Here is a 12,370-nt window from a genome sequence, read left to right on the forward strand (position 1 = left end):
CCCACAGGGGGGAGAGGGAATGAGATTATAGCGGCCACAGCCATGCCGCGCCGCGTACGCCGCTGGAATCGCCATGCATCGCCTGGCGAATCGGCGTCTCGCATTCTCCGCCGAATACCCACTGCTTCACCAGCCCCGGTACCGTTTGATACAGGCGTTCGACGTTGCTCATCCCGCCGCCTAACACAATGACATCCGGGTCGAGGATATTCACCACGTGCGCCAGCGATTTCGCCAGCCGCTGCTCGTAGCGGCGCAGCGCCAGTTCGGCCTTTTCGTCACCTTCCCCCACCAGGCGCATAATCTCGCTGCCGGTTAATGGTTTTCCGCTTAGCCGCTGATAGTCGGTGGCGAAGCCGGTGCCGGAAATAAAGGTTTCAATACACCCCTGCTTGCCGCAATAACAAGGCACTTGCTGACGATAGCGCAGCTCATCTTCATCCATCCACGGCAGCGGGTTGTGTCCCCATTCGCCGGCTGTACCATTGCCGCCGATATGCGCGCGCCCGTTCAACGCCACCCCCGCGCCGCAGCCGGTACCGATAATGACCGCAAACACGGTTTGCGCCCCCGCGGCCGCGCCATCGACCGCTTCCGAAACCGCCAGGCAGTTAGCATCGTTGGCAAGCCGGACCTCACGATTGAGGCGCAGGCTGAGGTCTTTATCGAAGGGCTGGCCGTTCAGCCAGGTCGAGTTGGCGTTTTTCACCACCCCACTATATGGCGAAATCGAGCCGGGGATGCCCATACCGACGGTGCCGCGCTGCCCGGTCGCCTGCTCGGCCATCTCCACCAGCGAGGCAATGGTCTCGATGGTCTGGCGATAATCCTCCCGCGGGGTTGGCAAGCGGTGGCGAAATAACTGCTGGCCCTGCTCACTCAGGGCGATGACTTCTGTTTTTGTTCCACCTAAATCAATACCAATACGCACAGTCTGCTCCTCACCCCGATTAACAATGCAAGCATAGCGACAATTCGCTATCATGCCCGCCTGATTTAACGACAAAGCCGTGGAAATTATCATGCTGTGGTTCAAAAATTTAATGGTTTACCGTCTGAGCCGCGATATCGAATTGCGCGCCGAAGAGATGGAAAAACAGCTGGCCGAGCTGACATTTACCCCTTGTGGCAGCCAGGATATGGCGAAAACCGGTTGGGTATCGCCGATGGGATCGCACAGCGACGCGCTGACGCATACGGCAAACGGCCAGATCGTTATCTGCGCCCGTAAAGAAGAAAAGATCCTGCCGTCGCCGGTGATCAAACAGGCGCTGGAAGCGAAGATCCTCAAGCTCGAAGCCGATCAAGGCCGCAAGCTGAAGAAAACGGAAAAAGATTCGCTGAAAGATGAAGTGCTGCACTCGCTGCTGCCGCGCGCCTTTAGCCGCTTCAGCCAGACGATGATGTGGATCGATACCGTCAATGGCCTGATCATGGTGGACTGCGCCAGCGCCAAGAAAGCGGAAGATACGCTGGCGCTGCTGCGTAAAACGCTGGGCTCGCTGCCGGTGGTACCGCTGACGCTGGAAAATCCGATCGAGCTGACGCTGACCGAATGGGTGCGCTCCGGTAGCGTGGCTCAGGGCTTCCAGCTGCTTGACGAAGCTGAATTGAAAGCGATGCTGGAAGATGGCGGCGTGATCCGCGCGAAGAAACAGGATCTGGTGAGCGATGAGATCGCCGTACATATCGAAGCGGGTAAAGTGGTCACCAAACTGGCGCTCGACTGGCAGCAGCGTATCCAGTTTATGATCTGCGACGACGCATCGATCAAACGTCTGAAGTTCTGCGACGAATTACGTGACCAGAATGAAGATATTGACCGCGAAGATTTTGCGCAGCGTTTTGACGCCGACTTTATTTTAATGACCGGCGAGCTGGCGGCATTGATCCAAAGCCTGGTAGAAGGCCTCGGCGGCGAAGCTCAGCGCTAAGGCATCACCTTCCTGCCGGGCCCGGAAAGTGGACGCGGCAGGAAGGCGCTTAAATTACAGATAACGGCACAGGTAGGAAGTCGGTTCCGCCACCTGCAGGTGGAATTCGCTATTACCCGGCACGTTAAACACTTCACCTGCCGCGTACACCTTCCATTCCGTTTCCCCCGGTAACAGCACGTTCAACGCGCCGCTGACCACGGTCATCTCTTCCGGCTGGGCGGTGCCAAAGGCGTATTCACCCTCTTCCATCACCCCAACGCTGGCGCGGCCGGTACTGCTGCTGGTGAAGCCGATAGATTTCACTTTCCCTGAAAAATACTCATTGCTTTGAAGCATAAACAAGACCTTATCATCGTTGGTTGAAGCTTCAATATAGGGGGCGCTCCTTGCCCCTGTCACGTAAAATTAATCGATAACGTCGGGTTAAACTAATAGTTCTGCCGCCAGTCGCGAAACCAGCACATTTGACAATAATACCGGGACATCCAGCGCCTTTTGTAATACGTCGCGGTGATGCTGATGATAGCCAAGACAGTCGAGCACCAGTACATCCGCCCCCTGTTCGACTAAACCTCTTCCTGCATCCAGCAGATCGCTGTCGCTGCCGCCCATCGGGTTCGCCAGCGCATAGTAAGGCGTATTTTCTAAAGTGAGCCACTTTTGCCGCTGCAGGGGCAGGACTTCTTCAACGGGTACAATCACACCCACCTGATGGCCATCGACGATCGATGCCACCAGCGGCGGAATAATCCGTTCAGGCTCAAGAAGGATAGCGTTGTGCGTCGCAAGGCCGCTCAACTGTTCGGAACTGAGAAGAAGAATGACATCATATTCCTGCCGATCCAGCATCTCGATAACGCAGCGCAGATCGCGCTCCACCTTTTGGCGGGAGACTTCCACCAGTTGGTTGTCATTGAGTAAGGTCAGCAGCCCCTGGTCACCGGATTCCACGGCATAATCTTCCATAACGTCTTCACGCGTCATTTTACCTAACAGGCTAATATGGGTGATCTGCTCTTCCCTGATATGTTCGGTTAACAGCGGCAAAACTTCCGCCACCGGCGCCACGCCAATGGTCAAAATTGCCATCGTTGCACTCATATCATGTACCTTTTCACTACCACTGCTTCAACACAGGCTTTTCACACACGACATCCGCCCCCCTGGTGAGTAAAAATCAACCGTCGAGAAGCGTAGCAGCTCAGCGGCGCTGCGGAATGTAAAGATTCCAGAAGCTTCAGAGTCGCTCCTGAAAAATCCGTGTGTTAGGTATTCATTAGTACCATTGATGAATTAAAAATGTGAGCTGAGCCCGGTATTGCCATCTTCATGGCACAAACCGGGCCGGGGGATTATGTTTTTTCGGGATCTTCGTAGCGCCGTTTAGCGTCTAACGCTTCCTGCTCGGAGGGATGTTCGCTGATCAGCGAATCGGGTGTCGGGTAATCCGCACGCAGCTGATACCAGGTGACCGTCTGACCCGCGGCGCCTTTTTCGACGGCGACAACGCGTGCTTGTCTCGGATAAGGGGGTCTGTTTGGCATTGTTCTTCCTTTTTCGGCTGTCAGAACAATTAAGTATAGGCTCCGCTTTCCCCCCTGACCCAGGTAAAATCCTAACTTACCGTCACATCGCACAGCATGGTCATAATCTGTTCAACCACCGCATCCGGCGTCGCGGTGGCGTCTACGGTATGATGGGCGGTTTCGCGGTACAGGGCTTCCCGCTGCGCCAACACTTCGCCGACTTCCTCGCGGACGGGCTTACCGGTCAGCGTTGGACGCTGTTCCGCCTGTGGGTATGCTTCCAGACGCTCAATTAAGGCGTTAACTGAAGCCTGCAGATAAATCACGATGCCGTTTTCACGCATAAACAGACGATTACGTTCAGCGAGAATAATTCCTCCGCCGGTCGCAATCACCGTATCCGGCAGCGTAACAGCCTTCAGCGACAGCGTCTCCAGTTCACGAAAGCGTTCCCAGCCCTCTTTCTGCACGATTTCCGCTACCGTACGTTTCTCATGCGCCTGCAAACGATGATCGGTATCGGAAAACTGGAAATGCAGCGCGCGCGCCAGGGCATGGCCGATCGTCGTTTTACCGCAGCCTCGCGGCCCGATGAGAAAAATTGGTTGTGTCATTACCGAAGACCCCCTGGTTCCGCGTTTCGCGGAGAAATAAAGGCGAAAAGTACGCCATGATACCTGCAAATGCCTGCCACGATAACCGTAAAATAATCGTTACATTTTTTAGGGAACCCTATTTACCACAGAGTTTGAATGGATTCCGCATGTAAACTTATCATTGCATTTAGTGTTATGCCAGCTTTACTTAAAGGCGACGGATTATTTTTTATCCATTCCTTGCCGTAAACGGTAACACATTTCTGCACAGCTTTACGCTGCAACATATTTACAACACCGCCCGACCGTCGCACTCTGACGGTAAATGACCCGTGTGACAGAGGAATGTATCATGCAATCTGAAGAACAACGCCTTATTGATGGCCTGTTTTCCCGTTTAAAAGAGGCCGAGACGCACAGCGCATCGCGCGACGCCAGCGCCGAGGAGCGGATTGCCCAGCACGTAACCCAGCAGCCGGCGGCCCCGTACTATATGGCGCAAACTATCCTGATTCAGGAAGCGGCTATCAAACAACTTAACGACCGCATTCAGGCGCTGGAGGCTCAGGTTAGCCAGCTACAGGCGGCAAAACCGAGCAGCGGCGGGTTCCTGTCGGGCCTGTTCGGCGGCGGCCAGTCCCGCGGCTCCGATCCGATTCCTGGGGCCGAGCAATATGGCCGCCCGCAGGCCAATAACGCGCAACCGCAGTATGCGCCGCAGCAAAACTATGCCCCGCAGGCGGCAGGCCGCAGCGGCGGTGGCTTTATGGCGGGTGCGCTACAAACCGCGGCCGGGGTGGCAGGCGGCGTAGTGTTGGGCAATATGCTGACCAATATGTTCAGTGGTTCACACCCGCAGGAGATTGTGAACATCATCGATGAACAGCAGCCGCAGCAGCAACAAGACGTCAGCCCGGCGCTGGATAATAACGCCGCCGAGGATCCGTTCCGCCAGCAGGACGATCCTTTCCTGGCGGACAACAACACCTTTGACTCCGATTTCGACGCCGGCTTCGGCAATGACGATGATTTCGGTAGCGATGATGACAGCTGGGTTTAATCCTGCTGACGTTTAACCGCAAGCAGCCACTTCTCCAGCTCGGCGGCGAATAACTGCCGATCGCGCTGCGATAAACTATCCGGGCCGCCGGTCTGTACGCCGCTGGCCCGCATCGTCTCCATAAAATCACGCATCGTCAGGCGCTCGCGAATGGTCGCCTCACTGTAGCGCTCGCCGCGCGGATTCAGCGCCGCCCCTCCTTTCGCCAGCACTTCCGCCGCCAGCGGGATGTCAGCGGTGATCACCAAATCGCCCGGTTCACAGAGACGGACAATCTCGTTATCGGCAACATCAAAACCCTGCGCCACCCTTAGCGCGCGGACGTAGCGCGACGGCGGAACCCGCAGCGACTGGTTGGCGACCAGCGTCAGCGGCGTCTGCGTGCGTTCGGCGGCGCGGAACAAAATTTCTTTAATGACATTCGGACACGCGTCCGCATCTACCCAAATCGCCATTTCGGCTCCTGTCGTCGGCAAAGGTTGCGACATTGTCGCCTGCTTTTCTCCCCCAGAAAAGCGCCAGGATGATAAGCTAGTGGGATCGTAACGAAAAATGCAGAGGGGAAAGGTAATGGATAAGAAAATTGGCTTTATCGGCTGCGGCAACATGGGTAAAGCCATTCTCGGCGGCCTGATCGCCAGCGGACAAGTGCAACCGGCGCAAATCTGGGTCTATACCCCATCGCCGGACAAAGTTGCCGCCCTGCATGACCAGTACGGTATTAATGCGGCGGAAAGCGCGCAGGAAGTCGCTCAGGTCGCCGATATCGTCTTCGGCGCGGTGAAACCGGGGATCATGACCAAGGTATTAAGCGATATCGCTTCCAGTCTGAACAAAGATTCGCTGGTGGTCTCGATAGCCGCAGGCGTCACGCTGGATCAGCTGGCGCGCGCGCTGGGCCACGATCGCAAAATTATTCGCGCCATGCCGAACACGCCGTCGCTGGTGAACGCCGGGATGACCTCCGTGACGCCAAACGCGCTGGTCAGCGCGGAAGAGATCGCCGAGGTATTAACCATTTTCCGCTGCTTCGGCCAGGCGGAAACCATCGCCGAACCGATGATTCACCCGGTGGTTGGCGTCAGCGGTTCCGCGCCGGCTTACGTCTTTATGTTTATCGAAGCCATGGCCGATGCCGCCGTTCTCGGCGGTATGCCGCGCGCGCAGGCCTACAAATTCGCCGCGCAGGCGGTTATGGGGTCAGCGAAGATGGTACTGGAAAGCGGCGAACATCCGGGCGCGCTGAAAGATATGGTCTGCTCGCCGGGCGGCACCACCATTGAAGCGGTTCGCGTACTGGAAGAAAAAGGTTTCCGTTCCGCCGTTATCGAAGCAATGGCGAAGTGTATGGAAAAATCAGAGCAACTGAGCCGTTCCTGATAATCCTCAAAGAGACTACGGGTGAGGCGCCACCGCCCCACCCGTCATCTTATTTCTTCAGGCAGGTACTCATAAACTTATTACGATCGTCACCCTTCAGCGATTTCGACGACGCTTCTTTGCTACAAGCGCTCATCTTCTGCTGTTGAGGCGTCAGCGTCTTGCCGGCCGCTGGCGCATCTTTCTTCAGGCAATTGCTCATAAAGGTTTTACGTTCATCACCCTTCAGCGACTTTGACGCCGCTTCGGTATTACATACGCTCATTTTCTGCTGCTGAGGCGTTAACGTTTTATCTGCGGCACTTACCGCGGCAACAAAGACCAAACCAAAAAGTAGGGTTACCAGAAATGTTATTTTCATCACACCATCCCTCTGTTAGTGGATCTCTGTAAGTCTGGTCGCTATCAGCAAAAAAACCAGCCGGTAACGTAAATTCGTTACCGGCCGCGGGTTATTTCAGACCCAGCGCGTCTTTCATGGTGTAAAACAGATCGGTCTGGTCGGTAAGACCCACCACGTTGCCCGCATGCGGGCCATAGGCGGCAATACGCAGTTGGGTGCCGGTGTGTTCCATCGACTCTTCTTCAGAGTTGCCATAGCTCATCACCATTACCGCGCCATCTTTGGTCGTCAGCGCCTGGGTCAGGCCCGGCGCTTTCGTGTCGGCCGGGATAATCTGGCTGGAGTGGGCGTGATCGGCGGTGACGATCACCAGGGTATTACCCTCTTTTTTGGCAAATTCCAGCGCTTTCTGTACCGCTTCATCGAGGTCGACGGTTTCGCCAATCTGGCCGCAAGGGTTTGCCGCGTGGTCCTGTTTATCGATAGACGCCCCCTCAACCTGCAGGAAGAAACCTTTCTCGTTGCGGCTCAGGAGATCAATCGCTTTTTCGGTCATCTGCGCCAGCGTCGGGACGGAAGCATCGCGTTTCGGGTTTGGGGTACAGGTTACCGGCGGTTTGTCGATATTGCCGTGATAAGAGGCTTTCGGGCCTTCCCACCGCACCGGCATATTGCCGTCGGAGAACAGACCGAGCAGCGGTTTACCCTGATTTGCTTCGCTGATAGCGGCGAGAGAGGCGGCGTCGGTCACAATCTGATAGCCGCGAGCGACCGCCTGCTCATGCAGGGTTTTCCCCTGCCACTCCCCTGCGGTCGCCGTTTCAGCAAAGGTCTTCGCCCCGCCGCCTAAAGAGACATCCGGACGGGCATTCAGCAGTTGTTCGGTGATAGAGCCCTTGCCGCCTTTTTCCAGCGCGTTGCTGGCGCATTTTTCGCTGGTCACGCTGGGACCATAGCATTTACGCGAGGTCACATGGGCCACCTGCGCCGCCGGCGTCGCATCCTGCAGCTCAGCCGTCGAGACATTGCCGGTGGCAAGACCCGCGGCTTTCGCCAGCTCAAGGATGGTCTGATGATCTTTTTCGTGGATATCAACGCCCAGCGCGCCGTTATAGCTTTTCACGCCGGTGGTCCACGCGGTTGCCGAAGCGGCGGAATCCGTCACGTAATCCGGTTTGCCGGTTTTTTTATCCAGAGAATAATGAGTGTACTGGCCGGTCAGCGGCAGGGCATCAATACCTTTAAAGAAACCGCCGGCGCCTTCGGCATAATTTCGTGCGGCGGTAATTTCTGAATCTCCCATGCCATCGCCAATGAGCAAAATAATATTTTTCGCCGGCTTATTGATTAAAGAAGCGCGCAGCGCTTCGGTCTGATCGCCCGTTAAACGGCGCGCGCCGCCTGGGGTCGTGATATCGCCCTGGGCCGCGCGATTTTCCAGCACCGGCGAAGAAGTTGTTTGTGCATGAATAACCGGGGGAGCCAGCAGCGGTAACAGGGCAATAAAGAGGGCAGATAATTTCACTTTGTCGTCTCCATGTAAAAAATACTTAAAAAACAAAACGAGGGAGACTTTATAAAAGTGGTGTGACAGAAAAATGACAGCATCCTTACTGGTCACATGATTAGTTACGAGGATGCCGGAGCAGCTTTTTTATATATTGCTGCAGAAGCTGGGTATCACGGTCGTCCACCAGCGGTCCGGGCTTTACCTGCTCCATGGCGGTTTCGATATCCTGAATCAAACGTTGCTGCGCATCCTCAGCCATATGGCGCAGCAGTGCGGTGACGACAATTTCCAGCGCCTCAACCTGTACCGTCAGCTCTTTTGCCTCTTCTTCTTTTTGCGCCAGATTGACCAACAGCTCAGCAATGAGATTTTTCATTACGCATTATCCTTAAGCAACATCCATAATGGCCTAGTTATGTCATACATCGGCATATCGATACCAGAATTATTTTCAAATAATAGGGTTATTCCTGCAATAATATTCAGCGAAACGTTTTTATTACCGCCGGACAACAAAGGGAATGCCCCTATTATTAATAGCTAAAAGATAATTCTATAACCAAATTTAATAGTAAATAATAAAATGGAATATGTGTCGCACTATTTAAGGATAACCAAAGGTAATGGTTAATAGCTATATCAGCTGATTAATATAAGGCGCCCTTATGAGCGCCCAATATTTTTATTTAAACGGCCGCGCGGCGGCTACGGCGTAACATAATCGCCAGTTGCCAGATATTAATCAGGACAATCAACGCAGTGGCAATAAACACCCAGCGGAACCCCGCCATTGCCGAGACCGAAGCGCCAATAAGCGGCCCGGCGACATTACCCAGATACATAAATGACTGGTTATAACCGAAAATACGCCCGGTGACGTTATCGCTGCAGTATTTCAAGAGCAGCGTCTGAACCGCCGGTAACATCGCGCCGTCGGCAAAGCCCAGCAGGAAGCGCAATACCCCGAGCTGCAGCGGCGAGGTCACGAACGACATCGCAAAGAACATCACCACCGCGCAGCATAACGTCGCCAGCAAAATGCGCGACGTCCCGATGCGATCGCCGAGTTTCCCCAGGCGAGGCGCGGAAATCAATGCCGAAATCCCCGGTACGGCGGCAATCATCCCCGCCAGAAACGCGATATTGTTGCTGTCCGGCGCCATCGACTTGATAAATAACGCCAGAATTGGCCCGATAGAGCCGTTACACAACTGGATAACCAGGGTGGTGAAAAACAGGCTAATCACCAGCCCCGGATGGGTCAATGAAGCAAAGACCGCTTTGCCGCTCAGGCGTTCAGCTTTGCTCACTTGCGGCCGGGCGCCCTCTTTAATCAGAAACAACGTCACGAGGAAACTGACCGTCAGTAAAATCGCGGTAATGAAAAACACCGCCCGCAGGCCGACGTGGTCAGCAAGAAAACCGCCGAGCAACGGGCCGCCGATCACGCCGCTTATCTGCGCCGTCGACAGCGTACTGAGCGCCCAACCGCTGCGTTCACGCGGCACCTGCGAGGCCACCAGCGCCATGGCGTTGGGAATATAACCGGAGGTCAGCCCCATTACCGCACGCAAAATAAATAGCTGCCAGACGTTGTTCGCAAAAGCCTGCAGCAAAATCGCAATCGCCATACCAAGGGAGGCGCGCAGCAGCATGAGTTTGCGCCCTTTGCGGTCTGCCAGGCTCCCCCACATCGGCGAGACAATCGCCGACACCAGGAAGGTGACGCTAAAGGTCAAGCCCGACCACATCGACAGCGCTTCGTGTGAGGTAACGCCCAACTGAGAGACATACAGCGGTAAGAAGGGCAGAATTTGACTGATGGCGAGTCCGGTGAAAAAACAGCCGAACCAGACAGAAATGAGATTAACCTTCCAGGATTCCATAACTACGCGTATTCATTAGTGTTTCGTTAATTATTACCTAGCTTAGCAATTTCCGTCTCCGCACGTAGCACCAGAGATGCGCATGCCGCGAGTTTGGTGTTTTATCGCCCTGACCGCGGAGTAGACAAACATAATCGAAGATAACCGCATTGTCGTCAGTGGGATGTGCTGAGGCACATCGTCGGATAGTGGCGAATGCGCAGCATTTAACCCTCTGCTGTAAAGGGTAAAGATTCAGGCAGCCATCTCGCTAAAACACATGCTATGTTATGTGTTTTGATGTAATCAGGATGGAAGTTGAAATGGCTAAAATGAGGGTTGGGATCGTTTTTGGCGGTAAGTCGGCAGAACATGAAGTGTCGCTGCAGTCAGCCAAAAATATCGTCGAAGCAATTGATAAGACACGCTTTGATGTTGTGCTGCTGGGAATCGATAAACAGGGGCTTTGGCATATCAACGATGCCAGCAACTATCTGCTGAACCCGCAGGATCCCGCTCATATCGCGCTGCGCCCGTCCGACGTGACGCTGGCGCAAATTCCTGGTCGCGATGCCCATCAGTTGATCAACGCCGATAGCGGCCAGCCGCTGGCGGCCATCGACGTCATCTTCCCGATTGTTCACGGCACCCTTGGCGAAGATGGTTCGCTGCAGGGGATGCTGCGGATGGCGAATTTGCCGTTCGTCGGCTCCGATGTGCTGGGCTCCGCCGCCTGCATGGATAAAGACGTCACTAAACGCCTGCTACGCGATGCCGGTCTGTCGATTGCGCCGTTCATCACCCTGACTCGCGCCAACCGCCAGCAGTTCAGCTTTGCCGATGTCAAAGCGAAGCTGGGGTTACCGCTGTTCGTGAAGCCCGCGAACCAGGGGTCTTCCGTCGGCGTCAGCAAAGTGAAGAGTGAAGAAGAGTATCGGCAGGCCGTCGCGTTAGCCTTTGAATTCGACCATAAAGTGGTGGTTGAACAAGGGATTAAGGGCCGTGAAATCGAGTGCGCGGTGCTGGGCAATGATTATCCCCAGGCCAGCACCTGCGGGGAGATCGTACTCAATAGCGAATTCTATGCCTACGATACCAAGTACATCGATGATAAAGGCGCGCAGGTGGTGGTTCCGGCAGCCATCGCCCCGGAAATCAACGACAAAATCCGCGATATCGCCGTCCGCGCTTATCAAACGCTCGGCTGCAGCGGAATGGCCCGCGTTGACGTCTTCCTGACGGAAGATAACGAGGTGGTGATCAACGAAATCAACACGCTGCCGGGCTTCACCAACATCAGTATGTATCCGAAGCTGTGGCAGGCCAGCGGCCTGGATTACACCAGCCTGATAAGCCGCCTGATCGAGCTGGCGCTGGAGCGCCACGCAGCCGACCGCGCGCTGAAAACCTCAATGAACTAAGCATTTTTCCCGGGTAGCGGCGTACCGCCTTACCCGGGCTACCGCGGTGCCGTTATTTTGTCGGATGGCGGCTAACGCCTTATCCGACCTACGGTCCGTGCGGCCTGCTGTTAATTTCTTCACCACGCTGGCTGACACTACTGGTGCTCTCCCCCCCCCCGGTGGCGCTGCTACAGCGCTTTGCGATTTGGTAGCCCGGAGAAGGCGCAACGCGCCGCGTCCGGGAAAAACCCTTAAAAAGTCGCAAACCGATAACAGTATCTACGCCGGCATGTGATCTGTAGGCCCGCGCAAGCGTAGCGCCGCCGGGCAATAACCGCGGGTAAAAAGCCACTTTCGCGCCGGATGGCGGCGGCGACTGGCCGCCCTCTGTGCGCTCCCTGCGCCATGAGAGACATAACGCAGAAGAATTATCAGGAGCGCAATGTGCCTGGAAACAGCACAGAACAACCGTTTTTCCAGGTCGAAACGATCGCAAACCGATAATAATAACTACCACGTCTTGCCGGGGATATTACGCCTCTTCTGCCGGACGGCGGCGAATAACAAATCCCGCCAGCCAGAAGCTCACGACCCACGTCGCCAGACCGACGGCATATGATTGCCACCCCTGCGCGTCAAACCCCAACAGCCCCACCACGCCATTCAAAATAAAAATTAACCCCAGCGCGAACGCGTAGTAGTGCCAGTCACGGCGGATTTTGTCGGTCAGCTTCATAACGACTCCTGCAG

At 55.3% G+C, this 12,370-nt stretch carries 15 protein-coding genes; 4 read left to right on the forward strand and 11 right to left on the reverse strand.

The features are described from left to right. Positions 1-25: 25 nt before the first annotated feature. Positions 26-931, reverse strand: coding sequence for a fructokinase (mak, locus tag ABLV78_RS19810; RefSeq protein ID WP_047044544.1), 906 nt, complete (start codon positions 929-931; stop codon positions 26-28). Positions 932-1,022: 91 nt separating this feature from the next. Here mak and rdgC point away from each other — a divergent pair, with 91 nt between their 5' ends. Then, positions 1,023-1,934: a recombination-associated protein RdgC gene (gene rdgC / locus ABLV78_RS19815; RefSeq protein WP_047044545.1), complete on the forward strand. Its 912-nt coding sequence runs from the start codon at positions 1,023-1,025 to the stop codon at positions 1,932-1,934. 54 nt (positions 1,935-1,988) lie between these two features. On the opposite strand, the gene ppnP is transcribed toward rdgC, so the two are convergent. The 4 genes from ppnP to aroL all read right to left on the reverse strand — a co-directional run bounded on the left by ppnP (position 1,989) and on the right by aroL (position 4,077). Next, positions 1,989-2,273 (reverse strand): pyrimidine/purine nucleoside phosphorylase, encoded by a 285-nt coding sequence (gene ppnP, locus ABLV78_RS19820; RefSeq protein ID WP_047044546.1) that lies wholly within the window; start codon positions 2,271-2,273, stop codon positions 1,989-1,991. An 87-nt stretch (positions 2,274-2,360) separates the two neighbouring features. Continuing rightward, positions 2,361-3,038 carry an AroM family protein gene (locus ABLV78_RS19825; RefSeq protein ID WP_015704547.1) on the reverse strand — a complete coding sequence of 226 codons (678 nt, stop codon included), beginning with the start codon at positions 3,036-3,038 and terminating at the stop codon, positions 2,361-2,363. 251 nt (positions 3,039-3,289) lie between these two features. Further along, positions 3,290-3,481: a YaiA family protein gene (locus ABLV78_RS19830; protein WP_015368019.1), complete on the reverse strand. Its 192-nt coding sequence runs from the start codon at positions 3,479-3,481 to the stop codon at positions 3,290-3,292. A 71-nt stretch (positions 3,482-3,552) separates the two neighbouring features. After that, entirely contained in the window at positions 3,553-4,077 is a 525-nt protein-coding gene (aroL, locus tag ABLV78_RS19835) for a shikimate kinase AroL (protein ID WP_032707531.1), read from the reverse strand. A gap of 334 nt (positions 4,078-4,411) precedes the next feature. On the opposite strand from aroL, the gene ABLV78_RS19840 reads away from it, so the two are divergent. After that, positions 4,412-5,119 (forward strand): DUF2076 domain-containing protein, encoded by a 708-nt coding sequence (locus ABLV78_RS19840; protein ID WP_047044552.1) that lies wholly within the window; start codon positions 4,412-4,414, stop codon positions 5,117-5,119. Here the strand turns inward: ABLV78_RS19840 and ABLV78_RS19845 are convergent. Further along, the gene (locus ABLV78_RS19845; protein ID WP_015368022.1) at positions 5,116-5,574 is read right to left on the reverse strand and encodes a YaiI/YqxD family protein; all 459 of its coding nucleotides are present in this window, start codon (positions 5,572-5,574) and stop codon (positions 5,116-5,118) included. The genes ABLV78_RS19840 and ABLV78_RS19845 overlap by 4 nt on opposite strands. Before the next feature lie 115 nt (positions 5,575-5,689). Between ABLV78_RS19845 and proC the strand changes: the two genes are divergently transcribed. After that, positions 5,690-6,499 carry a pyrroline-5-carboxylate reductase gene (gene proC, locus ABLV78_RS19850; protein ID WP_015368023.1) on the forward strand — a complete coding sequence of 270 codons (810 nt, stop codon included), beginning with the start codon at positions 5,690-5,692 and terminating at the stop codon, positions 6,497-6,499. 49 nt (positions 6,500-6,548) lie between these two features. Here the strand turns inward: proC and ABLV78_RS19855 are convergent, their stop codons facing one another. From ABLV78_RS19855 to ABLV78_RS19870, 4 genes are all read right to left on the reverse strand, one after another. Next, positions 6,549-6,860 carry a PsiF family protein gene (locus ABLV78_RS19855; protein ID WP_045390969.1) on the reverse strand — a complete coding sequence of 104 codons (312 nt, stop codon included), beginning with the start codon at positions 6,858-6,860 and terminating at the stop codon, positions 6,549-6,551. Positions 6,861-6,951: 91 nt separating this feature from the next. Continuing rightward, positions 6,952-8,367: an alkaline phosphatase gene (gene phoA, locus ABLV78_RS19860; RefSeq protein ID WP_015368025.1), complete on the reverse strand. Its 1,416-nt coding sequence runs from the start codon at positions 8,365-8,367 to the stop codon at positions 6,952-6,954. A gap of 100 nt (positions 8,368-8,467) precedes the next feature. Continuing rightward, positions 8,468-8,728 (reverse strand): anti-adapter protein IraP, encoded by a 261-nt coding sequence (gene iraP, locus ABLV78_RS19865; protein WP_015368026.1) that lies wholly within the window; start codon positions 8,726-8,728, stop codon positions 8,468-8,470. 310 nt (positions 8,729-9,038) lie between these two features. Then, positions 9,039-10,238, reverse strand: coding sequence for a multidrug efflux MFS transporter (locus ABLV78_RS19870; RefSeq protein ID WP_045390975.1), 1,200 nt, complete (start codon positions 10,236-10,238; stop codon positions 9,039-9,041). A 302-nt stretch (positions 10,239-10,540) separates the two neighbouring features. Here ABLV78_RS19870 and ddlA point away from each other — a divergent pair, with 302 nt between their 5' ends. Further along, positions 10,541-11,638: a D-alanine--D-alanine ligase gene (ddlA, locus tag ABLV78_RS19875; RefSeq protein ID WP_045390977.1), complete on the forward strand. Its 1,098-nt coding sequence runs from the start codon at positions 10,541-10,543 to the stop codon at positions 11,636-11,638. Between the two features lie 514 nt (positions 11,639-12,152). Here ddlA and ABLV78_RS19880 read toward each other — a convergent pair. Beyond that, the gene (locus tag ABLV78_RS19880) at positions 12,153-12,356 is read right to left on the reverse strand and encodes a DUF2754 family protein (protein ID WP_015368030.1); all 204 of its coding nucleotides are present in this window, start codon (positions 12,354-12,356) and stop codon (positions 12,153-12,155) included. Positions 12,357-12,370 lie beyond the last annotated feature (14 nt).

This window comes from Klebsiella sp. CN_Kp075, from assembly GCF_040065055.2.
GTDB lineage: Bacteria > Pseudomonadota > Gammaproteobacteria > Enterobacterales > Enterobacteriaceae > Klebsiella > Klebsiella aerogenes.

Bases quoted from the DNA above. Each gene is read 5' to 3' on its own strand.
- ABLV78_RS19855 (WP_045390969.1), bottom strand. From the start codon at position 6,860: ATGAAAATAACATTTCTGGTAACCCTACTTTTTGGTTTGGTCTTTGTT.
- iraP (WP_015368026.1), bottom strand. From the start codon at position 8,728: ATGAAAAATCTCATTGCTGAGCTGTTGGTCAATCTGGCGCAAAAAGAA.
- rdgC (WP_047044545.1), top strand. From the start codon at position 1,023: ATGCTGTGGTTCAAAAATTTAATGGTTTACCGTCTGAGCCGCGATATC.
- proC (WP_015368023.1), top strand. From the start codon at position 5,690: ATGGATAAGAAAATTGGCTTTATCGGCTGCGGCAACATGGGTAAAGCC.
- ABLV78_RS19845 (WP_015368022.1), bottom strand. From the start codon at position 5,574: ATGGCGATTTGGGTAGATGCGGACGCGTGTCCGAATGTCATTAAAGAA.
- ABLV78_RS19830 (WP_015368019.1), bottom strand. From the start codon at position 3,481: ATGCCAAACAGACCCCCTTATCCGAGACAAGCACGCGTTGTCGCCGTC.
- ABLV78_RS19840 (WP_047044552.1), top strand. From the start codon at position 4,412: ATGCAATCTGAAGAACAACGCCTTATTGATGGCCTGTTTTCCCGTTTA.
- ppnP (WP_047044546.1), bottom strand. From the start codon at position 2,273: ATGCTTCAAAGCAATGAGTATTTTTCAGGGAAAGTGAAATCTATCGGC.
- ddlA (WP_045390977.1), top strand. From the start codon at position 10,541: ATGGCTAAAATGAGGGTTGGGATCGTTTTTGGCGGTAAGTCGGCAGAA.
- ABLV78_RS19825 (WP_015704547.1), bottom strand. From the start codon at position 3,038: ATGAGTGCAACGATGGCAATTTTGACCATTGGCGTGGCGCCGGTGGCG.
- aroL (WP_032707531.1), bottom strand. From the start codon at position 4,077: ATGACACAACCAATTTTTCTCATCGGGCCGCGAGGCTGCGGTAAAACG.
- ABLV78_RS19880 (WP_015368030.1), bottom strand. From the start codon at position 12,356: ATGAAGCTGACCGACAAAATCCGCCGTGACTGGCACTACTACGCGTTC.
- ABLV78_RS19870 (WP_045390975.1), bottom strand. From the start codon at position 10,238: ATGGAATCCTGGAAGGTTAATCTCATTTCTGTCTGGTTCGGCTGTTTT.